This window comes from Vibrio sp. Of7-15, from assembly GCF_022347565.1.
In the GTDB taxonomy this organism is placed as follows: domain Bacteria; phylum Pseudomonadota; class Gammaproteobacteria; order Enterobacterales; family Vibrionaceae; genus NORP241.
Genome location: NZ_JAKRGH010000030.1, coordinates 1 through 22,970 on the forward strand (window position 1 = coordinate 1; position 22,970 = coordinate 22,970).

Annotated in this window: 15 protein-coding genes and 2 tRNA genes; 11 read left to right on the forward strand and 6 right to left on the reverse strand. The window is 41.8% G+C overall.

Annotated elements, in window-relative coordinates:
- Positions 1-119 precede the first annotated feature (119 nt).
- From MHO82_RS21875 to MHO82_RS21885, 3 genes are all read left to right on the forward strand, one after another.
- Positions 120-204: transfer RNA gene (locus MHO82_RS21875), tRNA-Tyr, on the forward strand.
- Positions 205-270: 66 nt separating this feature from the next.
- A tRNA-Tyr gene (locus MHO82_RS21880) sits at positions 271-355 on the forward strand.
- A gap of 174 nt (positions 356-529) precedes the next feature.
- Positions 530-2,245 (forward strand): response regulator, encoded by a 1,716-nt coding sequence (locus MHO82_RS21885; protein ID WP_239187878.1) that lies wholly within the window; start codon positions 530-532, stop codon positions 2,243-2,245.
- Here MHO82_RS21885 and MHO82_RS21890 read toward each other — a convergent pair.
- On the reverse strand, positions 2,242-3,192 hold the full coding sequence (locus MHO82_RS21890; protein WP_239187880.1) for a glutathione S-transferase family protein: 951 nt from the start codon (positions 3,190-3,192) through the stop codon (positions 2,242-2,244). The two genes, MHO82_RS21885 and MHO82_RS21890, sit on opposite strands and share 4 nt — an antisense overlap.
- Positions 3,193-3,414: 222 nt before the next feature.
- Between MHO82_RS21890 and MHO82_RS21895 the strand changes: the two genes are divergently transcribed.
- The 4 genes from MHO82_RS21895 to xthA all read left to right on the forward strand — a co-directional run bounded on the left by MHO82_RS21895 (position 3,415) and on the right by xthA (position 11,171).
- Positions 3,415-8,826, forward strand: coding sequence for a PAS domain S-box protein (locus tag MHO82_RS21895; protein WP_239187882.1), 5,412 nt, complete (start codon positions 3,415-3,417; stop codon positions 8,824-8,826).
- A 3-nt stretch (positions 8,827-8,829) separates the two neighbouring features.
- Positions 8,830-9,666, forward strand: coding sequence for a CheR family methyltransferase (locus tag MHO82_RS21900; RefSeq protein WP_239187884.1), 837 nt, complete (start codon positions 8,830-8,832; stop codon positions 9,664-9,666).
- Positions 9,663-10,253, forward strand: coding sequence for a chemotaxis protein CheB (locus tag MHO82_RS21905; RefSeq protein WP_239187886.1), 591 nt, complete (start codon positions 9,663-9,665; stop codon positions 10,251-10,253). Before MHO82_RS21900 ends, MHO82_RS21905 begins: the two co-directional genes overlap by 4 nt.
- Positions 10,254-10,361: 108 nt before the next feature.
- Positions 10,362-11,171 carry an exodeoxyribonuclease III gene (gene xthA / locus MHO82_RS21910; RefSeq protein ID WP_239187888.1) on the forward strand — a complete coding sequence of 270 codons (810 nt, stop codon included), beginning with the start codon at positions 10,362-10,364 and terminating at the stop codon, positions 11,169-11,171.
- Between the two features lie 130 nt (positions 11,172-11,301).
- On the opposite strand, the gene MHO82_RS21915 is transcribed toward xthA, so the two are convergent.
- From MHO82_RS21915 to MHO82_RS21930, 4 genes are all read right to left on the reverse strand, one after another.
- Entirely contained in the window at positions 11,302-11,979 is a 678-nt protein-coding gene (locus MHO82_RS21915) for an ABC transporter permease (protein ID WP_239187890.1), read from the reverse strand.
- 2 nt (positions 11,980-11,981) lie between these two features.
- Positions 11,982-12,722, reverse strand: a complete 741-nt coding sequence (locus MHO82_RS21920; RefSeq protein WP_239187892.1) for an ABC transporter permease — start codon at positions 12,720-12,722, stop codon at positions 11,982-11,984.
- 42 nt (positions 12,723-12,764) lie between these two features.
- Positions 12,765-13,541 carry an ABC transporter substrate-binding protein gene (locus MHO82_RS21925; protein WP_239187894.1) on the reverse strand — a complete coding sequence of 259 codons (777 nt, stop codon included), beginning with the start codon at positions 13,539-13,541 and terminating at the stop codon, positions 12,765-12,767.
- Positions 13,542-13,622: 81 nt separating this feature from the next.
- Positions 13,623-14,393: an ABC transporter ATP-binding protein gene (locus MHO82_RS21930; RefSeq protein ID WP_239187896.1), complete on the reverse strand. Its 771-nt coding sequence runs from the start codon at positions 14,391-14,393 to the stop codon at positions 13,623-13,625.
- A 302-nt stretch (positions 14,394-14,695) separates the two neighbouring features.
- Between MHO82_RS21930 and MHO82_RS21935 the strand changes: the two genes are divergently transcribed.
- The 3 genes from MHO82_RS21935 (at position 14,696) to pflB (ending at position 19,933) form a co-directional block, all read left to right on the forward strand.
- Positions 14,696-16,333, forward strand: coding sequence for an ABC transporter substrate-binding protein (locus MHO82_RS21935; RefSeq protein ID WP_239187898.1), 1,638 nt, complete (start codon positions 14,696-14,698; stop codon positions 16,331-16,333).
- 392 nt (positions 16,334-16,725) lie between these two features.
- Positions 16,726-17,586: a formate transporter FocA gene (gene focA / locus MHO82_RS21940; protein WP_343299979.1), complete on the forward strand. Its 861-nt coding sequence runs from the start codon at positions 16,726-16,728 to the stop codon at positions 17,584-17,586.
- A gap of 70 nt (positions 17,587-17,656) precedes the next feature.
- Positions 17,657-19,933, forward strand: coding sequence for a formate C-acetyltransferase (pflB, locus tag MHO82_RS21945; RefSeq protein ID WP_239187901.1), 2,277 nt, complete (start codon positions 17,657-17,659; stop codon positions 19,931-19,933).
- Between the two features lie 123 nt (positions 19,934-20,056).
- On the opposite strand, the gene MHO82_RS21950 is transcribed toward pflB, so the two are convergent.
- A complete protein-coding gene (locus MHO82_RS21950) occupies positions 20,057-21,937 on the reverse strand; it encodes a methyl-accepting chemotaxis protein (RefSeq protein ID WP_239187904.1) in 1,881 nt (626 codons plus the stop codon).
- A 219-nt stretch (positions 21,938-22,156) separates the two neighbouring features.
- Here MHO82_RS21950 and pflA point away from each other — a divergent pair, with 219 nt between their 5' ends.
- Entirely contained in the window at positions 22,157-22,897 is a 741-nt protein-coding gene (pflA, locus tag MHO82_RS21955; RefSeq protein ID WP_239187906.1) for a pyruvate formate lyase 1-activating protein, read from the forward strand.
- The last annotated feature ends 73 nt before the right edge of the window (positions 22,898-22,970 follow it).

Consider the following 22,970-nt stretch of genomic DNA (forward strand, 5'->3'; position numbering starts at 1 on the left):
AAATCTGCCGGCACTGCCTTCGATGGTTCGAATCCGTCCCCCTCCACCATTATTACAATTTAGTTGCTCAATCAGTGAATTTGGCCTAGGCGACTAATATTAATATAGAAATACCCCGTGGAGGGGTTCCCGAGTGGCCAAAGGGAGCAGACTGTAAATCTGCCGGCACTGCCTTCGATGGTTCGAATCCGTCCCCCTCCACCATTATTTACTGTTTAGAAACAATTTCTAGATAGGCAATCAGATTGCAAATTGCAAAACGAACCCTGTGGAGGGGTTCCCGAGTGGCCAAAGGGAGCAGACTGTAAATCTGCCGGCACTGCCTTCGATGGTTCGAATCCGTCCCCCTCCACCATCATTCAAGCCAGTCCTGAAAAGGGCTGGCTTTTTTGTTACCACTCATCCAAAGCTAAAGACAGCACCAGTCTCAATGCCTCCTAACCTCCTGGCATTTCACTTGCAGCTCTAACCTTCATAATGGATCTGTATTGCAAATTGCAATATTGCTTTAGCAGAGAAGGAGATCGCAATGGATGCAATCATGACTTACCTATCTGAGCAAAACTTACAGTTTGTAATGAATAATTCAGCACACTCTGAAGTTCATGCGTTAATCATTGAAGATCAACGTTCGGCGTCTTATATGCTCAAATCATTGCTTCAAAATCTACATATCTACAATGTTGATCTGGCGAGTACTGAGCAAGAAGCGACCCGCTACTGCCAACTCAAACATTACGATTTAGTGATCATGGACTATCACTTAAATGGCGAAAATACAGGCAGTGAATTACTGGCCAATTTACGCACCAATAATCTCATTAGTATTAACACCACTTGCGTCATTATTTCTGGTGATAGCAGTCACGAAGTCATTCTTTCTTCGATGGAGGCAAAACCTGATGCTTTTATTTGCAAACCCGTTAACTTAACGTCTTTGTCTGAGCAATTACAACGTGCCTGCTCAGAAACAGCAGTCCGTTATCCATTTATGAGCATTGCTCAACAGCAAGGCCCACAAGCCGCTATTCATTATGGCCTTACACAACTAAAACCCCTGAATACTCAAAATCGCAGCTTACACACCCTGCTACTGGATATGCTGATCGCACAGAAAGACTGGCCACAGTTAGAGCATGTCATTAACCTAGTTGGGGAAGTGAAGGATGTGCCTTTACTGGAAGTCGCAAAAGCGCATTTAGACATTCAGCAAGAGAGTTTACAGGACGCAGAGCGTCGGTTAAAAACGTTACTAAAACACCAACCGTTGTTTCTAGCAGCAATCGATTTGTTATGCCAAATAAAAATCAAACAACATGAGTTTTCGGAAGCACTTATTTACGCAGAGCAAGCCAGCAAACTGACCCCAAACAATACAGAAAGAATCATGCTTCTAGCTCGGTTAGCCGTAAAAGAAAAAGAATACGATATTTTTAATAAGACTGGCGACATGCTCGCAGCGCATCTTCATTTTCAAGAATCGAACTGGTTAGTTCAACTGACAGATTATGTCGTATTATGTGAATCTGTCTATCAACAGAAAAAACAGCTTAAAGCACAACAGAATAACTACAAAGAAATTAACCTTTTTTTTCAAAAAGTTAAGTTGCGCCTACCAAAACGCCATTATTCATCATTTTATGCATTAGCCAACATAGCCTTGGCTCGCAATGAGCTGCTGCACAATAGCCCACATAGAGCAAAACAACACATCTACCTTGCTCTAACACCACACTTAACAGAGCTAAACAACTTATCGTTGGTTGTTCAAATCTACGCACTTACCCCAATCATGGAGTTGGCGGAATCCAACTTAAGTATGGTGATTTATCAATCCATGAAGAACAATAACACCCTCACTGTCACCTTAAAAAATCAATTACAGAAACTAAAACAAAGCCTGCTTTTTAAACGGCACTTACAGCTCATCAAAGCACTAAAAGAGGCCAAAAATGCACTTTCTCACCAACCAACGGAAGCGCTAATGCATTACAACAAAGTGCTTGAGGCCCATCCAGCTTGTAGCGAAGCACATTTAGGTCGGCTGGAAGCAAGCCTTAAGCTTCAGAATATGGATAAAAACCTGATTCTAACCAGTTTTTCAGCCATTACTTTAGTCGCTCTGCCTCTGCCCCTAAAAATCTGGTGTGATGAATTGGCTAAGAAGTATCAAGAGCTGGGAATATCGAGCCCCTTGCATAAACATCGCCAGGGCGAGCTCTTTGCCCGCCCAGCAATAAGCTAGCGTGAAATATCGTCTCGATAGTGCGGAGAATCGAAATCCAGTATTGGCCCAGCAGGAACAATCTGAGTCGGGTTAATACTGGTGTGGCTATTATAGTAGTGTCGCTTAATGTGGTACATATCCACTGTTTCTTTCACTTTAGGGTATTGGTACAACTCTTTTAAATAGCCTTGAATATTAGAATAATCTTGGATCCGCTTTTGGTTACACTTAAAGTGCCCAACATACACTGCATCAAAGCGAATTAACGTCGTGAATAAACGCCAATCGGCTTCGGTTACTGTATCCGAAACCAAATACCGACTTCTGCCTAAATGATCGTCTAACTTATCTAATGCCGAGAATAAAGACGTGAACGCTTCTTCATAAGCTTCCTGAGTCGTCGCAAAGCCACAACGATATACACCGTTATTGATATTTGGGTAAACAAAATCATTCCATTCATCAATCTGAGAGTGCAGTGTTTCTGGGTAAAAATCGGTGGTGTTTCCCGTTAACTCATTAAACTCAGAGTTAAACATACGAATAATTTCAGAAGATTCATTACTGACAATGGTATTGGTTTTCTTATCCCATAACACAGGCACAGTAACTCGCCCTGTGTAGTCCGATTTCGCTTTCGTATAAATTTGATGCATAAAGTCAAACTGAAAGAGCGGCTCCGGAGTATCAAACTGCCACCCTTTATCATGCATATCTGGGCTAACCACGGTGACATCAATATGATCAACAAGATCTTTCAATTGCCTAAAGATCAATGTTCGATGTGCCCAAGGACAAGCTAATGAGACATAGAGATGATAACGCCCAGACTCTGGTTTAAACATCGCATCAGGCTTATTTGCTACCCAGTTCCGAAACCCCGCATCTTCACGAATAAACTTTCCGTTACTGCTTTTTGTGTCGTACCACACATCATGCCAAACACCCTCAACTAACTTACCCATACCGATTCTCCGCTCTGTATTTATACGTTAATGGAAACAGTATAAGAGCCTCGATGAATGGTTAAAGCCTGAAAATTTGCTCAAGATGCTCAAGATATTCGAACAAGATCATATAACAACAGAGCACAGAAAGCCCTACGCTCACTTTAGACTAATCGCTAAAGACAACTAGACTCAAATAATTGGGTTGCTACATAAGAATAAACTCAAGGCGGAAAACTTATGAACTTGACGATAAAAACCAAGATCTGGCTGTTCATCGTATTGATTATGTTACTCATGCTTGGTTCAGGTTTATATTCAAGTTCGAAACTACAGCACATGGGGCAAGTTTTAGAAAAGTTAACCCAATTCGACCTACCGCTTGCTGAAAAAATCTCAAACATAAAAGCACTGCACAACGAGCAAACCATCCATTTAGAGCGCTACTTTCGCTCATTCAACACAACAGAACAACAAGCCTTTGGCACTCTCGATGAAAGAACACATGCACAATTTAGCGAAATAAAAACCCTAATCGCAGAACACCAAAGTCATAATCGCAAGTTAACCCATATTTTTTCTCAACATAAAGCCCAACTTGATGCATTAGAAAATCAATATCTACAACTTGGCCAACTGAGTAATGAACTGATCGAAGTGATCACCACAAGCCAACTCAAATCATTACCTAGACTAGAAAGGTCCTTAAGCCAAACCGCCAAAGAAGTCGGTTCAGGCTTATATCTACTTCTGGTTCAATTAGAAAAAGACGCTCTTGAACTCAGCGAAGTGGATGAACTTCTGAGCCTAAAAATATTGAATCACGCCTACCTTCCAACCATTAACAACATCACGACCATTAAACATAAGCAGCTATCCCAACAAACTAATATTCAAGCGCTATTTCGCCACTTAAATGAAAACACAGCCTATAATCTAGCCCTGCTTTCCAAACAGATCAGCGGCGAATTTGTGAAAGCAGAAACGTTACTCCAACAGTTACTCACCTCTTGGCTATCTCCTGAAGCCATGAATAAATTTTCGACTTATCTCATCAGCTTAAAAGCCACCAACAGCAAACATGAGCAATTTAAAATCGCGCTGAACACCGCAATTGATGAAATACTTAAAAACCAGTTGGCGCTTATCAGTGACAAACAACAACTCATACAAGAAAGATCAGCACAGCTCAATACGGATTTAGATACCTTCTTAATTCGTATAGAAACAGAAGCTTTTAAACAAGAACAACAAGCAGAACAAGACCGAAAACAAGCAACCCTGCTGTCGTTAACTACGTACGTATCAGGAATTATCATTGCCGCCATCGCAGGCTTCATTTTAGTTCGTAACATCGTTTCTGGCCTGAATTCCGTCGCTTTAGCCACCAAACGGTTTTCTAGCGGAGACCTAACCACTGAATTGGTTCTCACGGGCGGAAGTGAAATCAGTAACCTCACCAAAGAGTTTAACCTCATGCGGGATAACTTCCGTGACATGGCTGAAAAAGCAAGGAACTTTGCTGCCGGTGACGAGAGCCAATTAATCGAACCAAAAACAGACTCCGATGAGCTCGGCATTGCGCTTTCTAATATGATGAAACAGGGCATAGCCAGAACCCAATTAATTGCAGACACTGAAGCGCGCACCCGAGCCATTATTGATACCGCCGTCGATGGTATCATCATCATCAGTGAAAAAGGCCTGATTGAAAACCTAAACCCAGCAGCAGAAAAACTCTTTCAGTACGCAAAAGAAGAGCTTATAGGCAATAATATCAACGTATTAATGCCAAGCCCCTACCGTGAAGAACATGATGGCTACCTTGCCAATTATCGAGTCTCTGGCATCAAAAAAATCATCGGTAAAGGCCGGGAAGTCGAAGGGAAAAAGAAAGATGGATCCGTATTCCCCATTTCACTGTCGATTGGTGAGATCCTGTTAGGAAATTGCCGACTCTTTACGGGCATAGTGCGCGACATCAGTGCTGAACGACAAGCCAAAAAACTGCTAGAGCAAAGTGAAGAAAAAGGCCGAGCCATTATCAACAATGCCCAAGATGGCATCATATTAATTACAGAACACGGCTTAATTGAATCGTTCAACCCTGCTGCTGAACGCCTATTTGGTTACAAAGAAAGTGAGGTGGTGGGGAAAAATATTAAAGTACTGATGCCTTCTCCCTTTCATGAAGAGCATGACACTTACCTCGAAAACTATCGAAACTCAGGCATCAAGAAAATCATCGGGATTGGCCGTGAAGTAGAGGGAAAAAGGCGTGATGGCAGCTGTTTTCCCATCGCCTTATCTGTTGATGAAATTACCCTCGGCAATCAACGCTTCTTTACTGGCATCGTAAGAGACATCACCCAAATCAAAGCCAGCGAATTAAAACTCAAAGAGAGTGAAATACGCAGTCGAGGCGTTATCGAAACCGCCGTTGATGGCATTATTATTATTACCGACAAAGGCATTATTGAAGACTTTAATCCAGCATCAGAGCGGCTATTTGGCTATAAAAAAGAACAAGTAATTGGAAAAAATATAAAAATACTGATGCCCTCTCCTTATACAGAAGAGCATGATTCCTACCTTGAAAATTACAAAAACACAGGTATTAAAAAAATCATTGGTATTGGTAGAGAAGTGAGCGGACGTCGGCAAGACGGCACCACTTTTCCCGTGCAATTGTCCGTAGGAGAAATGACAGTTTTTGATCGAACCTATTTTACTGGTGTAGTTAGAGATATTTCAGCCCAAAAAAACAATGAAAAAGCACTCATAGAACGCACTAAAGAAATGGAGCTACAAAACTGGTTTAAAAGCCAAGTGGCCAGAGTGTTGAAAGTCTCGTCCTCAGGGCAAAATATGCTGCAACTGACGCAAACCGTGATTTCTGAACTGGCCGACATATTCACCATTGGCCATGGGACTTTTTATATGTCCAATCACGACCAGTCAGGTTCACAACACTTTTCATTATTGGCAAGCTACGCCTATCAGGAGCGCAAAAACTTATCGAACCACTTTGTTCTCGGTCAAGGTCTCATTGGCCAAGCAGCATTAGAGAAAAAAGCCATACACCTTACTCAGGTCCCTGAGGATTATATAAAAATCAGCTCTGGGCTTGGTGAAAAATCCCCTTTAAATATTATCGCTATGCCGATTGTGTTTGAAAATCAGGTCCTCGGTGTGATTGAACTTGCCTCTTTCACCGCTTTTGAAGAAATTCAACTAGAGCTACTTCAACAAATCAGCGATGGCCTAGGGGTTATTATTAATAACTCACTCAGTAAAGAGAACATCGAAAAACTGCTCGACGAATCAAAAAAGCAAAGTGAAGAACTTCAAACCCAACAAGAAGAGCTCAAAGCTTCGAATGAAGAGCTTCAATCCCAAACTCAAGCATTACAGCAGTCTCAAGCCCAACTAGAAGAACAGAAAGAAACGTTAGAACAATCCAATACCGCTCTGGAAGAAAGACAACTTGAAATCAAAAAACAAAATGAACAATTAGAACAATCCCGCGCAGAGTTAGAGAAAAAGAGTCAGGCACTGGCTCTATCGAGCAAATATAAATCTGAATTTTTGGCCAACATGTCACATGAACTCAGAACGCCATTAAATAGCTTACTTATTCTCTCTAAATCGCTATCAGACAACAAAGAAGGCAATTTAACCGATAAACAAATCAAATCAGCCAAAGTGATCCACGATGGCGGATCCAGCTTATTGGAAATGATCAACGACATTCTCGATCTTTCAAAAGTAGAAGCAGGAAAACTCGAAATTGAGATGATCAACGTGGATCTAAAAGACATTTGCCACAGTGTCTATGCCATTTTTGAAGCACAAGCCATAGATAAAAGAATTCAGTTTACGACCCAGATACCACAAACAATCGACACAACAATTACAACCGACAGCCACCGCGTTGAGCAAATTCTGCGTAACTTCCTCTCCAATGCTTTCAAGTTTACCGAGTCTGGCACCATCGACATTCAAATCCACCAGCCAGCCAACACCACTACGTTTACTTCTTCTGTCTGTAACCCAAGTAACATGATTGGGATTTCGATTTCAGACACAGGCATGGGGATCAGCGAAGATAAACTTGATTTGATTTTTGAAGCCTTCCAACAACAAGATGGCTCCATCAGCAGAAAATACGGCGGAACCGGCCTAGGCCTAACGATTTCTCGTGAACTGGCTCATTTACTGGGCGGGGAAATTCAGGTCACTAGCCAGATTAATCAGGGAAGTATATTTAGCTTGTATCTCCCTACATCTAGACTGTCATCCCACCCAAATGGCTTAATCAGTCCAAACTATAACGCTGAGCCAGCAAACTATGAGGAGCCTGAAATATATGATGTACCTGAAGCAGGCGAAAAATCTGGGATACAAGAACTGCAAGATGCCGACGAGATATTAAATGCAGATGCATATACCCCGCCCAAAGCACCTACGAATAAAAGCGATTACCGAAACCACATACTGATTGTGGAAGACGACAAAATTTTTGCCGATGAGCTAGAACGAATAGTAAAAGAAAACGGTTTTTCTTGTTTAAGAGCAAACACAGGCCGAGAAGCCCTATACCAAACTTTAGAACATCATCCTCGAGCCGTACTGCTCGATATTGGCCTACCTGATATCGATGGTTTTGAAGTCATTGAGCAAATTAAAGCAAACAGTTCAACCAGAAGAATTCCGGTACACGTCATATCAGGCGCTGATTGTAAGTCAGACAGCTTAAGTCACGGTGCTTACGGCTTTTCAATGAAACCAGTATCCGAAGACGATGTTAAAAAGTCTCTACTGAGCTTATACGCCAGTAAAACCACCCCCATGAAAAAAATCCTTGTGGTTGAGGACGATTCTGGAGAGCGAATCGCTCTGGATGTCTTATTAACAAACGACAGTACTGACATACAATACGCCTCCAGCGGAAAAGAAGCCTGCGATAAGCTAACCAGTGATCACGATTTTGACTGCCTAATTTTAGATCTAGGCTTACCTGACATGAGCGGTATCGATGTATTAGATAGGATTCAAGTATTGCCCAAAAACTCACGCCTGCCCGTTATCATTTACACGGGTAAAGAGCTAGAAGAAGATCAACAAGCCAAGCTACATAGTTATGCATGTGACATTATTATCAAGGGTGCAGAATCTCCAGAGCGATTAATGGATGACATCACTCTATTTGTACACAGTGTCAGTAAAAAAGAGCAGCAAACTATCTCACACGATCACTCTTCTTTAGAAGATAGAAAAGTTTTATTAGTGGATGATGATATAAGAAATGTTTATGCCCTTTCCAGCCAGCTAGAGCAAGAAGGTATGCTCGTTGAGGTAGCAGACAACGGCCAACAAGCAGTCAAAATGGCAACAGAAAACCGAGATTTTGAACTAATTCTAATGGATATCATGATGCCTGAAATGGATGGTTTTGAAGCCACTCGGAGGATCAGAAAGTTATCGGGGTATGAATCCACTCCGATTATTGCTCTAACTGCCAAGGCCATGCCCGAAGACAGGATAGCCTGTGTTAAAGCGGGAGCCTCTGAATATTTAGCGAAACCAGTCAATATGGACAGACTGCTTTCAATGTTAAAAGTTTGGTTATACAAACCGACGCAGGGTTAGCATATGGACAGTGTTGATATTGAAAACCACGAGCTAGAGCTATTACTTTCCACCTTACTTACCCACCATAATTTAGATTTCACCAACTACGCCAGAGCTTCATTAAAACGAGGGGTTAAACGGCACGTTGAACAAGCTAAATTACAATATATTTCGGAGCTAATTCCAAAAGTCATTCATGAACCTCAGTGTATTCACCAATTGTTAGATAGCCTGACCATTCGCGTTTCTGAAATGTTCAGAGACCCCAACGTTTTCCTAACGATTCGTAAAAAAGTCCTGCCTGTGCTGAGAACCTACCCAAGAATTAATATCTGGCATGTTGGGTGCGCCAGTGGGGAAGAAATTTACTCTATGGCGATCATGTTACTGGAGGAGGGGCTGCTCAATCGCTCTCACCTGTACGCGACAGACATTTCAGATACTGCCATTCAAAATTCTAAAAGTGCTATTTACGATGCCAGTAAAATTACCCTATTTGGTGAAAACTACTTAAAAGCAGGTGGCACACGTGACATTAGTGACTACTTTACAATGGCTTATGGCTCCATCAAACTACAAGATTATTTAAAAGAGCATATTACGTTTGCTTACCATAACTTAACCCAAGACCCTGAATTTGCTGAAGTTCACCTTGTTATGTGCCGTAATGTACTGATCTATTTCAATCAAAAGCTGCAAAACCGCAGCCTATTAAAATTTAAAGACAGTTTAATTCATCGCGGTTGGCTCGTATTAGGAGACAAAGAAACGTTAAACGGCACATCGGTTCAATCTGATTTTGATAACACCTATCAGAGTTTACGTATCTTCCAGAAAAAGCTCCCTAGTGTGATATGAAAAAAAAACCACCAATACATTCTTATAAAGCTGTGGTTATTGGTGCTTCTGCTGGCGGATTATCAGCACTTAAAACGCTTATTCAGCACCTCCCTGCTTCTTTCCCTCTACCTATTTTTATTGTTCAGCATGTCTCCCCCAACAGTGATGACTTTTTACCCCATTACCTCAACAGCCATGTGGCACTTAATAGCCAAGTGGTATTTCATGGCACGCAAATCCAAAATAGCACCATTTATTGCGCACCTCCGGGCTATCACATGCTTATAGAAAGCGATGGCACCATCAGCCTTTCTATTGATCCACACGTTTTATTCAGCCGCCCTTCCATTGATGTTATGTTTGAATCGGCTGCGGAGGTATACCGGTCATGCCTTATTGGGGTTTTGCTCACAGGAGCAAACAGAGATGGAAGCCAAGGTTTAGTCACCATAAAAAAATATGGCGGCACCGTATTAGTTCAAGATCCAAGTACCGCTGAGTACCCTGAAATGCCTCAATCGGCCGTTAATACTGGTGTTGCCGATCACGTATTAGATTTATCTGGCCTTGCTCATACACTCTCACACTTAGTGCTACCAACGTGAAAAATAAATCCATAACTCACGATAGTCCAAGACTTGCATTCATCCCCTCATGCTTTACGATAGCGAATATTAGAATTAGCCCACCCAAACACATAGGCTCAACAAACAATGAAAGTCATCTCTTTTAATATCAACGGTCTTCGCGCAAGATTACACCAACTTCAAGCTTTGATTGAAAAACACCAGCCGGATGTAATAGGCCTTCAAGAAATTAAAGTGCATGATGAAGCCTTCCCACTGGAAGACGTAGAGGCCATGGGTTACAAAGTGTACCACCACGGCCAAAAAGCGCATTACGGTGTCGCTATGTTGTGTAAACAAGAGCCTGTATCCGTACAAAAAGGCTTTCCAACCGACGATGAAGACGCGCAACGCCGTATGATCATGGCAACGTTTGAGCAAGAAGATGGCCGTAAAGTAACAGTACTTAATGGTTATTTCCCTCAAGGCGATAACATTAAACACGAAACGAAATACCCATATAAGCGTCAATTCTACAAAGACTTAATGACCTACCTAAACGACCATCACACAAACGAAGAAGATGTGATTGTGATGGGTGACATAAACATTAGCCCAATCGATGCCGATATCGGTATTGGTGAGCCAAACGCAAAACGTTGGCTAAAAACGGGTAAGTGTTCATTCCAACCAGAAGAGCGTGAATGGCTAAAAACCCTTATGGATTGGGGTTTTGTTGATACATTCCGCCAACTTCACCCTGATGTCACCGATCAATTCTCATGGTTTGACTATCGCTCTAAGGGCTTTGTCGATAACCGTGGGCTTCGTATTGATGTGGTTTTGGCAACGCCTTCGTTAGCAGCGAAATGTCAGGACGCGGGGATTGATTACGAACTGCGTGGCATTGAAAAACCATCGGATCATGCGCCTATCTGGTCAACATTTTCAAAGTAATAGTGCCCCTATCGACTATCTATTGCTCATAAACAAATAAACAAATAAACAAATAAACAAAAAAGAGCGTACTTTATCGGTACGCTCTTTTATTTATAAAAATGACGATTAGTTAACCAACAGTATAAAGTTAGCTTAATGGCCTTAAATAACGTAAGAATCGACCTTCCGCTTTTTTAAACGCATAAATAATAATAAACGTCAGTGCCATGTAGAATAAGCCAGCTGTTAAGAAGGATTCAAACGGCGCATAGTAACGAGAATTTACTAAACGTGCAGCGCCTGTTAGATCCATAATGGTCACAATACCTGCAACCGCAGAGCCATGTAACATGAAAATAACTTCATTACTGTAAGCAGGTAAAGCACGACGTAAAGCACTTGGCAGCACAATTCGACGGTAAGTCTGGAAAGGACTCATGCCATACGCTTTTGCAGCTTCTACTTCCCCTTTTGGCAAACCATTTATAGCACCACGAATAATTTCAGATGTGTAAGCACTTGTATTCAATACAAACGCTACCAGTGCACAAAACCATGCGTGCTCCCATAGCGTGCCTTGGATCTCAAGGAACTGATCCATCCCGTAATAGATCAAGTACAGCTGAACTAATAAAGGTGTACCACGGAAAAAATAAATAAACGCCCAAGCCGGAGTCCACATCAAAAGGTTTTGACTATTACGAGCAATCGCCATAGGAATAGCCACGATCAAACCAATAATCAATGCGCTAATCACCAACCATGTTGTCGTCCATAAGCCATCAAGGTAAATCGGGAAGCTCTCAATAATTAATGAAAAGTCCATATCTACCTCGTATGAATACTGAATTTACGTTCAACTAATTTAAGTGCACCAGTTGAAAGAGCCGTAAATATCAAGAACATGATGGCTACAGCCATGTAAAACGTAAATGGCATTTTAGTTGTGCCTGCCGCCATTGCCCCAACTCGAACCATGTCTTCTAAACCAATGATGGACACTAATGCCGTAGTCTTTAAAAGTACTAACCAATTATTACCAAACCCCGGTAATGCATGGCGGATCATTTGAGGCAACAAAATACGGCGGAAAGCCAATGTACTGCTCATTCCGTAAGCTTTAGCCGCTTCCAACTCTCCGCGATCAACCGCCATAATGGCCCCACGGAACGTTTCAGCCATATAAGCTCCGAAGATAAACCCAATCGTCAGTACCCCAGCAATAAATGGGCTCACATCCACATAATCAGGCAGATAAGAAACCCACTCATGTTCTGGGTTACTGGATGTCATCCACTCGTTAATCCATTCGTTGATTGCATAGAGACCATTATTCAACATCATTTGGCCGCCATAGAAGATCAACATCATAAGAACGAGATCAGGAATGCCTCGAATAACAGTGGTATAAAATGTTGCAATGGCTCTTGCCCAGCGATAAGGCGCTAATTTGGCCAAAGCACCAAGCATGCCCAAAACCATGGCAAGCACCAATGACAGTAGGGCTACTTCAATGGTGATCACCGCCCCTTTTAAAATCGAGGCTTCATATCCTTTTAAATCCAACATACTACTGAGGGCGGCACTTACATACCGCCCCTCCGCTGGTGATTATTGACCGTAAACGTCGTACGCGAAGTATTTACTAGCAATCTTCTGGTAAACACCTTTCTCACGTAGAGATTGAATTGCTTCGTTTAACTGCTTCGTTAAATCTTTATCTTGTTTACGAACCGCAATACCAAAGCCATCACCGAACCATTTCGGATTCGTTAATGAAGGACCAATAAATTCATACGCTTTACCACCAGGCTTGTTCAATAACCCTTCTTCAAGAGCTGACGCATCACCCAATACGGTCGCAATACGGCCCGCTCGTAGATCTAAATAAGCCTCATCAAATGAACCGTAACGAACAATATCTACTGAGCTACCATAGTTATCCGTTAGGTATTTATCATGCGTGGTTGCACGTTGAACACCAACTTTAACGCCTTTTAGACCTTCTTTTGTGAAGTTTAAGTCTGTGCCTTTCTTCGCAACAAACTTATTTGGAATAAGCGCATACTTACCTGTGAAATCTACTTTCTTTTTACGCTCTTCAGTAATCGACATTGCCGCAATAATGGCGTCGTATTTACGAGCAAGCAACGACGGAATAATGCCATCCCAATCTTGCGCTACGATCTTACATTTAGCCTGCATCTCTTTACACAAAGCATTTGCCATATCGACATCAAAGCCTTTTAGCTCACCACTTGGTTCAGTCCAACTGAACGGAGGATACGCCCCTTCAATACCAAAACGAACGACTTTCCAATCCTTTGCTTGTGCTGCACCTGCTAGTGTTGAAGCAACCAATGCCGTTGCTAATACCCACTTTTTCATTTCCTTACTCCTATGTGCATGTTGTGTAAAGCATCGTCATCTGCTTGCACCCCAATGCAAGTCAGAATCCAGCTCTGTGTTTTAATAAATAGACGAAATAAACTGCTGTAAACGCTCTGAATCAGGGTTTGTAAATAGTTTAGAAGGGTGTCCTTGTTCTTCCACTAATCCTTGGTGTAAGAACATCACATGATTTGAGACATCACGTGCAAATGCCATCTCATGCGTCACGACTAACATGGTGCGTCCCTCTTCGGCCAAACCTTGCATAACACCAAGAACTTCGCCGACCAATTCAGGGTCAAGTGCTGAGGTAGGTTCATCAAACAACATTACTTCTGGATCGACCGCAAGCGCTCGTGCAATGGCTGCACGCTGCTGCTGACCACCAGATAAATGGCCTGGGTAATAGTCTCGACGCTCATACAGACCTACTTTTTGTAGAATCTGCTCTGCTTTCTCAATGGCCTCAGATTTTGGCACACCAAGTACGTGAACTGGAGCTTCTATCACATTTTCCAGCACCGTCATGTGTGACCATAAGTTAAACCCTTGAAAAACCATAGCAAGACGAGAACGAATACGTTGAACTTGCTTCTCATTAGCAGGAACAGGATCGCCCATACGGCCATTTTTCATTTCGATTAATTCACCGTTAACCCAAATTTCTCCCCCAGTTGGGGTTTCAAGTAGGTTTATACAGCGTAAAAAGGTGCTCTTACCGGAACCGGAAGAACCGATGATTGATATTACATCACCTTTATTGGCAGTTAGCGAAATCCCCTTCAGCACTTCATTTTGACCAAAGTGCTTATGCAGTTCCTTAACTTCCAGCGCTATGGCATCCTTCATGCGCCTTCACTCCTGTTATACTGATGAACTGAATAACATCAAAAATAATTGTTATTTTGTAAAACTCCAGTGAAAAATAACACCTGAAGTTTCGCTCTGCAACATTTTATTAACTAAAATGAGAGGCTATATATAGTCGAATTATTTGCATAAAAATCCATTATCGCGTTTTTATGCTGATTTGCAACCACAAAGTACATATTGTACGGTATTCATATTTTTTATAAACTTGACTATCAATTGCTCTGAGATATTAATTTATGCCTAGACTGTTTTTTGCTCTTTTACAGGGCATTTGTCTAATGATGTTCACTCTAACAGCCTACGCACAGACCACCCTTACTGTTGTACCTGAGATCCGTGAAGATTTTACGCGCCGATTCAATCCGTTTGTGGGAAATTCTTTACCAACAACCCATGAATTTATTTTTGAACCACTGATTATTTTCAACTCAATGAAAGACAATAAACCAGAATATCGCCTAGCCACAGGTTACGAACTGGACGATGATCTCAAGGGGGTTACTTTCTTTTTAAGAAAAAATATAAAATGGTCAGATGGAAAGTTATTCACTTCCTCAGATATCGCATTCACATTTAAGTTAATAAAAAAACACCCAGAACTTGATTACTTATTGATCAGCGATCATATTAAAGATGTCACCCCTATTGACCCACATCGTATTTACATTGAGTTGCATAAAGCCAACTCTCAAATCGCTCGTGTACTGGTTACTTTATCTATTGTGCCCGAGCATATCTGGAGCAAAGTGAGTGATCCGGTAAGCTTTGCTAATCCGAACCCTGTGGGTAGCGGTCCCTTTACCACCATTGAGTCCTTTTCAAACAATGAACTGATCCAATGTCAAAACCCTTACTACTGGAATAAAGAAGATCTGGACATTGATTGCCTTCGTTTACCCAAAGTCGTTAGTAACAATGATTTTCTTTCGCGAGTCGGTAAAAGTGAATTTGATTGGAGTAGCTTTTTTATTCCCAATATTGAGCGACATTATGCGGCTATTGCACCAAATTTTCGCTATTGGTTAACTCCAGCAAGCACCGTTAGCTTAGTCTTTAATTTTGAAACTGAGAATGAACAATGGCGAGATCTGTTTGCACAAGTCAAATTTAGACGTGCTATTTCAATGGCCATGCAAAGAGCACTGCTCATTAATATTGCCGCTTATGGTCAAGGGCAACCCATCACACACGCTTCTGGTATGAGTAATAAATTCAATACTTGGGCAGATCCAATGACCACCCAACAATACGAATACTTTATTAACTATCAGCCTAATGCCAGTGATGACTACCTACGCCAGCTAGGGCTACTAGATAGAACTGGCGACAAACTACGAAACTTTCCAAACGGTGATCCCGCTCAATTGACACTCATTGTACCTAGAGGCTGGAATGATTTTACTGCTTGTGCGTATTTAACGGCAGAGATGCTGTTTCATCGTGGGATTCGCATTGATGTGCAAGAATTGCCTTATCGTGAGTACTACAAACGCATGGCAACCAAAGACTATCAACTTGCCATAACAAACTTCCCTCATGGTGCAACACCATTTAGGTATTTCGAGGCGACATTTAATACCGAACACCAGACAGAACTATCCCCACGCTATGGCATGCATTATTACAAAAACAAAGAAGTGGATAAATTACTTAAAAAGTACTTACTAACACGTGAACTTAAAGAGCAAAAATCTTTAATTAAAGAACTCAATGCCCTTATTGCGGAAGAACAAGTCACAGTTCCTCTATTTAATACAATGAACTTTTATCAATACAATACCGAACGCTTTACTGGCTGGTTTAATGAGCACAACCCTCAAGCAAACCCGGTCGCTTGGTCTCAAAACCCTGAGCGTCTACTACAAGTGTTGGCATTAAAGCCAGTCACTACTCAGAAGCAAGGTATTTCACTCTAAATACAAACAACAACTTGGCAAGGATAGCGGCTAAAACCCATTCTTTGTCAGGTTTTATTCCCTCTATGTTTTCTATTAATAACGCCTAAAAATGAAACCTAACCTTTCATTCCTCTTCTTTTAAATCAACAAAAAATTAAAGTTCATACATTTCAAGCAGTTAAGAGTTAATAACACTTAGATTAATATGTAATAAAATTACAATCTAAAAATTATTTTAATTTCTCAAATATTTTATAACCTTATTAATCAACATCTTAACTTAACTACACTTTGCAAAAACGATCACAACTCGTCATTAATTTTCATAAGATGATCTATATCAAGTCTGCAGCGTTACTCCTTTGGTATTATCGCTACCAAGAGATTTTCAACGTGAATAGAGTATTGAAGTGAAAACTGAACTGAATGCATTTGACTCGCTCATGCCACCTGAAATGGCCCGTAAAGCCGAAGAGGTAGGTGTCTATAAAGCAACTAAGAACCCATTACAATCGTTCTTCCTTGCCATTACTGCGGGTATCTTCATTTCAATTGCTTTCGTTTTTTATACTACTGTTACAACGGGTGCCGGTGACATGCCTTATGGTATGGCTAAATTTATCGGCGGGTTAGCTTTTAGTCTTGGCCTTATTCTAGTGGTTGTATTAGGCGGTGAACTTTTTACCTCTTCTGTTTTAACCACCGTAGCAAAAGCAAGCGGCCGCATTACTTGGACTCAGCTACTCAGAAATTGGGTGACCGTTTATTTTGGCAACATGGCTGGCGCGTTCTTTTTTGTCGCTCTTATATGGATTGCCCAACAGCACTTAGCAGCTAATGGCGCTTGGGGCATTAATGCAATGAAAATTGCTCAGCACAAACTTCATCATACCTTTGCTCAAGCGGTTGTATTAGGCATGTTATGTAACTTAATGGTTTGCCTAGCTACTTGGATGACATTTTCTTGCCGCAGCGTATCAGACAAAATTTTAGTTATGTTGCTGCCTGTTTCTATGTTTGTGGCCAGCGGTTTTGAGCATAGCATCGCCAACATGTTTATGATCCCAATGGGTATTGCAATTCATACTTTTGCAGGCCCTGAGTTTTGGGCTCTTACTGGCGCCAACCCAGCAGATTTTGCAGATTTAACAATGAGCCACTTTATTTTCAATAATCTTATCCCTGTGACTATCGGTAACATCATTGGTGGCGGATTATTAGTAGGTATGACTTATTGGTTTATTCACCGTCGTGCGGAATTGAAAAAGTAGTTTCTCACGCCGAAAAAATGTAAGTATTTAATTTTTCTACTGAATAACTTTATTAAAAGGTAGGTATATCATGGCAGAGCAATTTGCTAACGCTTGGAAAGGTTTCGCTAACGGCGAATGGCAGAACGAAGTAAACGTTCGTGACTTCATCCAAAAGAACTACGCACCATATGAAGGTGATGAGTCTTTCCTTGAATCTGAAGCGACGCCAGCTACAGCTAAGCTGTGGGACCAAGTTATGGAAGGCATCAAGCAGGAAAACAGCACTCATGCTCCTGTTGACTTCGATACTTCAGTTATCTCTACTATTACTTCTCACGATGCAGGCTACATCAACAAAGATCTAGAAACGATCGTTGGTCTTCAAACTGAAGCTCCTCTTAAACGTGCGATTATCCCTAACGGTGGTATTCGTATGGTTGAAGGTTCTTGTAAAGCGTATGACCGCGAGCTAGATCCTCAAGTATCTAAGATTTACTCTGAGTACCGTAAAACACACAATGCTGGTGTTTTCGATATCTACACACCTGATATTCTAAAATGTCGTAAGTCTGGTGTTCTAACTGGCCTTCCTGATGCGTACGGCCGTGGTCGTATTATCGGTGACTACCGTCGTGTTGCTCTTTACGGTATCGACTTCCTAATGAAGGACAAACTGGCTCAGTTTGCTTCTCTTCAAGAGCGTTTCGAGAACGGTGAAGATCTACAAATGACAATGCAACTTCGTGAAGAAATTGCAGAGCAACACCGTGCTCTAGGCCAAATCAAACAAATGGCTGCGAAATACGGTTTCGACATTTCAGGCCCAGCGAACACCGCGCAAGAAGCGATTCAGTGGACTTACTTCGGCTACCTAGCAGCGGTTAAATCTCAAAACGGTGCTGCAATGTCTCTAGGCCGTACTTCTACGTTCCTAGATATCTACATCGAGCGTGACATCGCTGCTGGTACTATCACTGAAACTCAAGCTCAAGAAATGATTGACCACTTCGTAATGAAGCTGCGCATGGTTCGTTTCTTACGTACGCCTGAGTACGATGAGCTATTCTCTGGTGACCCAATCTGGGCAACAGAATCTATGGGTGGTATGGGTCTTGACGGTCGTACACTGGTTACACGTACAAACTTCCGTTTCCTAAACAGCTTGTACACTATGGGCCCTTCTCCAGAGCCAAACATTACTGTACTTTGGTCTGAGCAGCTACCTGATGGCTTCAAACGTTTCTGTGCGAAAGTATCTATCGATACCTCTTCTATCCAGTACGAAAATGATGATCTAATGCGCCCAGACTTCGAGTCTGATGATTACGCTATCGCATGTTGTGTATCTCCAATGATCATTGGTAAACACATGCAGTTCTTCGGTGCTCGTGCCAACCTTGCGAAAACAATGCTTTACGCAATCAACGGTGGTGTCGATGAGAAACTGAAGATCCAAGTGGGTCCTAAGTCTGATGCAATTACCGATGAAGTTCTAAACTACGACGATGTAATGACTCGCTTAGACAGCTTCATGGATTGGTTAGCAACACAGTACGTGACTGCATTGAACTCAATTCATTACATGCACGATAAATACAGCTACGAAGCCTCTCTAATGGCTCTGCACGATCGTGACGTTCGTCGTACCATGGCGTGTGGTATTGCTGGTCTATCTGTTGCCGCTGACTCACTGTCTGCCATTAAATACGCAACAGTGAAACCTGTTCGTGACGAAGACGGCATCGCAACTGACTTCGAAATCGAAGGCGACTACCCTAAATTTGGTAACAACGATTCTCGCGTAGATGACATTGCTTGTGAGCTTGTTGAAAGCTTCATGAACAAGATCCGTAAGCTTAAGACTTACCGTGATGCAATCCCTACACAGTCTATTCTTACTATTACATCTAACGTTGTATACGGTAAGAAAACAGGTAACACACCTGATGGCCGTCGTGCTGGTGCTCCATTTGCTCCAGGTGCTAACCCAATGCACGGTCGTGACGAAAAAGGTGCGGTAGCATCACTGACGTCTGTAGGTAAACTGCCGTTTGCACATGCGAAAGATGGTATTTCTTATACTTTCTCTATCGTACCAAACGCACTAGGTAAAACTGACGACTCTCAAAAAGCGAACCTAGCTGGTCTTATGGATGGTTACTTCCACCATGAATCAGGCATTGAAGGTGGCCAGCACTTAAACGTGAATGTTCTTAACCGTGAAACTCTAGAAGACGCTGTTAAAAACCCTGAGAAATACCCTCAGCTGACAATCCGTGTTTCTGGTTACGCAGTACGTTTTAACTCTCTAACAACAGAGCAGCAAAAAGACGTAATCGCACGTACTTTCACTGACTCTCTATAGCTTCAGTCAGATTCACCGCGATTAAACAATAAATGAAAAAGCCCAGCACACCACCATGTGCTGGGCTTTTTAACATTTATTGCGTTTTAATATTTATTTTTAAGCCAGCTACTACAGCTAAATTCAGACCGAAAACTGCTTACAATCTTCGTTCAGGTTGTGTGAACGATCACCAACAGCTTTGCTGTTCTCTCGAAGTAGCGTGTTATTGTCATCACTGTCTTTCATGGCTGCAGAGATTTGTGTCATGCTGTCTGCCATGGAATGGCTCGTTACCGCGAGTTCTTTTATGGATTCAAAAATCAACTCTGTCTGGTGGTTGGCTTCATCCGCTTTTTGAATGATCCCTTTAATAGCATTCATCGCTTCATGGCCACGCTTTAAACCAAGCTCCATCGACTCTTCACTTTGGCTAATATACTGGATCACCTCTGCACTTTCTTTTTTCATGGTATCAATAGTGCCTGAAATTTCTCCAACGGCTGTTACCGTACGTACAGCAAGATTTCGAACCTCATCCGCTACCACAGCAAACCCTCGCCCTTGTTCCCCCGCCCTTGCCGCTTCTATTGCCGCATTTAATGCTAGAAGGTTAGTTTGCTCTGCAATGCCATTGATTATTTCCATCACCGAATCTACTTTACTGGACGCCTCTTCCAATTGCTGAATATGTGTTGCTGCTGCCGTTAAAATTTTTCCCACATCTTCCAATGATGTAATGGCTGAGGTAATCACTTCCCCCCCATCTTCTGCTGACCGACTGGACTCTTTGCTGACTTCGGCCACCATGGATAAGCTGTTCGACACTTCTTGAGTGGTCACACTCACCTCTTCGGTCGCGGACGCAAGCACTTGAGTTTGTTCCACTACCTCAGATTGACTATTAACCAAATAATCCACCGTTTGGTTCAACTCAGTGGCATTTTTTGATAAGTCGCCACTGCTCTGCTGTACTTTGCTCACCAGCTGACCGAGATTCTCACACGTTTGATTGATCGCAATCGCAAGGCGGTTAAATTCATCTTTGTCATTATCTGTAATAGATAACCGTTGGCTTAGATTACCACTGGACATGGCTTCCAACACCCCTGTCGTACGGGTTAAAGCTCGTGTAATGCTAATACTTAAAGTCATGAAGATAGACAGGGTGATCGCCGCTAAAATAAAACAAGCAACAGTGGTAGAAACCAGTGTGGTGGAGGCTGCGTCGCTAGATTGGTCTTGATATAACTCCGCCATCGCTTCTAATTTTAAATCCACGTTATCAATCGTCGACAATACATTTTCTTGACTATTAAAAAGGCGATCTTCTAACTGACCAAGTTGCTGTGATAATTCACTGACTCGAACAAAGGTCACTTTAAACTGTTCAATCTCTTTTTCGTACAAATCGAGCATAGCGTAAACATTCGACATACTAACAAACGCACCGAGCGCCCGATTAAAAAGCTTTTTATTTTTTTCAGTTGGAAGTAATAAGTAATTTTGTTGCATTTTGATCATATTCTGAAAATCAGAATCTAGCGTCACCATACCGGTTTCTTTAATTTTTGCTTCAATTGTCGACGCTAATGTTTTTAATTCTCCAAGCTTGCCATCTTCCACATTAAACCCGAGTTCAGACCTTAGCTCTAACCAAGGATTAAAGGCTTTTATATAACCACTCAACGCTTGTTCAAGTTTGGTAGCTTCACTTGGGAGATCAAAATTAATCAAAGATTGCTGGTTGTTTTTAACGCTATTTTGAACTTCTTTTAAATCTGACTTTGCCTTAGGTATCTTGCTCACATCCATGTCATTTAAGCTGCCAGCTAACTTAAGCAATTGAACTTCCGTTGATTTAAGAGTAGCAACCGCACTTGAAAGTCGATTACTTTGTATCATTTGCTCACTCATGTGGCTTAGGCTAATTGCTGTATAGCCTCCAAGGATCGCGAACCCAAATAGCAAGACAACCACCGCAGCTGTCAATTTTTGCTTTTGAGACACGTTTACTGTGCTCATATAACCTCCAACGGCCACCGCTATAATAGCAACCAAGTTATTTACACTTATATCATTTTATTAACATAGCAGTATTCATGGAAGCAGCAATAGATTTTATGAACCTAAGGGGGGTTGGTATTTTGTTTTTATGACATTTTCTTACTGGTAATCACTACATTATCCCTACTTTTTGTAATAAAATAACGCACAGCAGATTACCTTCTTGGAGTACACGTTATGTCAGTTACAGGCCGTATTCACTCATTTGAATCATGTGGTACCGTCGATGGTCCGGGTATTCGTTTTATCGTCTTTTTACAAGGCTGCTTAATGCGATGTAAATACTGTCATAACCGAGATACGTGGGATACTCACGATGGTAAAGAAGTGACTGTTGATGAAATCATTAACGATGCTAAAAGCTACCGTCATTTCATGAAAGCATCCGGTGGTGGTGTTACCGCATCTGGTGGTGAAGCTATGCTGCAACCAGAATTTGTCCGAGACTTTTTCAGAGCGGCCAAAGCCGAAGGCATTCACACCTGTTTAGATACCAATGGCTACATTCGTAAGCACACTGATGTGGTGGATGAAGTGCTGGAAGCCTCTGATCTGGTTATGCTGGATCTCAAACACATGAAAGATGAAATCCACCAAGATCTAATCGGTGTTTCCAACCGCCGCACGTTAGATTTTGCTCGCTACTTACACAAAATTGGGCAAAAAACGTGGATCCGATATGTGGTAGTGCCAGGCTATACGGATGATGAAGAAGCTGCCCATATGTTAGGCGAATTCATTAAAGACATGGACAACATCGAAAAAGTGGAGCTGCTGCCTTACCATAAATTAGGCGCTCATAAATGGGAAGCACTAGGCCATGAATACCCATTAGAAGGAGTGAACCCACCTTCGAAAGAAAGTATGGAAGCCATTGTCACTATTTTAAATAAATACCACGATAATGTGATGTACTAAGCCGTCATTAGACTGTCAAAAATCACGTTTATTATTGGGCTGATATTCACATCAGCCCAATCTATATTTACCT

What these genes read in the sequence shown, in the direction of transcription:
- MHO82_RS21885 (WP_239187878.1), top strand. Translation starts at nt 530, where the DNA reads ATGGATGCAATCATGACTTACCTATCTGAGCAAAACTTACAGTTTGTA.
- MHO82_RS21890 (WP_239187880.1), bottom strand. Translation starts at nt 3,192, where the DNA reads ATGGGTAAGTTAGTTGAGGGTGTTTGGCATGATGTGTGGTACGACACA.
- MHO82_RS21895 (WP_239187882.1), top strand. Translation starts at nt 3,415, where the DNA reads ATGAACTTGACGATAAAAACCAAGATCTGGCTGTTCATCGTATTGATT.
- MHO82_RS21900 (WP_239187884.1), top strand. Translation starts at nt 8,830, where the DNA reads ATGGACAGTGTTGATATTGAAAACCACGAGCTAGAGCTATTACTTTCC.
- MHO82_RS21905 (WP_239187886.1), top strand. Translation starts at nt 9,663, where the DNA reads ATGAAAAAAAAACCACCAATACATTCTTATAAAGCTGTGGTTATTGGT.
- xthA (WP_239187888.1), top strand. Translation starts at nt 10,362, where the DNA reads ATGAAAGTCATCTCTTTTAATATCAACGGTCTTCGCGCAAGATTACAC.
- MHO82_RS21915 (WP_239187890.1), bottom strand. Translation starts at nt 11,979, where the DNA reads ATGGACTTTTCATTAATTATTGAGAGCTTCCCGATTTACCTTGATGGC.
- MHO82_RS21920 (WP_239187892.1), bottom strand. Translation starts at nt 12,722, where the DNA reads ATGTTGGATTTAAAAGGATATGAAGCCTCGATTTTAAAAGGGGCGGTG.
- MHO82_RS21925 (WP_239187894.1), bottom strand. Translation starts at nt 13,541, where the DNA reads ATGAAAAAGTGGGTATTAGCAACGGCATTGGTTGCTTCAACACTAGCA.
- MHO82_RS21930 (WP_239187896.1), bottom strand. Translation starts at nt 14,393, where the DNA reads ATGAAGGATGCCATAGCGCTGGAAGTTAAGGAACTGCATAAGCACTTT.
- MHO82_RS21935 (WP_239187898.1), top strand. Translation starts at nt 14,696, where the DNA reads ATGATGTTCACTCTAACAGCCTACGCACAGACCACCCTTACTGTTGTA.
- pflB (WP_239187901.1), top strand. Translation starts at nt 17,657, where the DNA reads ATGGCAGAGCAATTTGCTAACGCTTGGAAAGGTTTCGCTAACGGCGAA.
- MHO82_RS21950 (WP_239187904.1), bottom strand. Translation starts at nt 21,937, where the DNA reads ATGAGCACAGTAAACGTGTCTCAAAAGCAAAAATTGACAGCTGCGGTG.
- pflA (WP_239187906.1), top strand. Translation starts at nt 22,157, where the DNA reads ATGTCAGTTACAGGCCGTATTCACTCATTTGAATCATGTGGTACCGTC.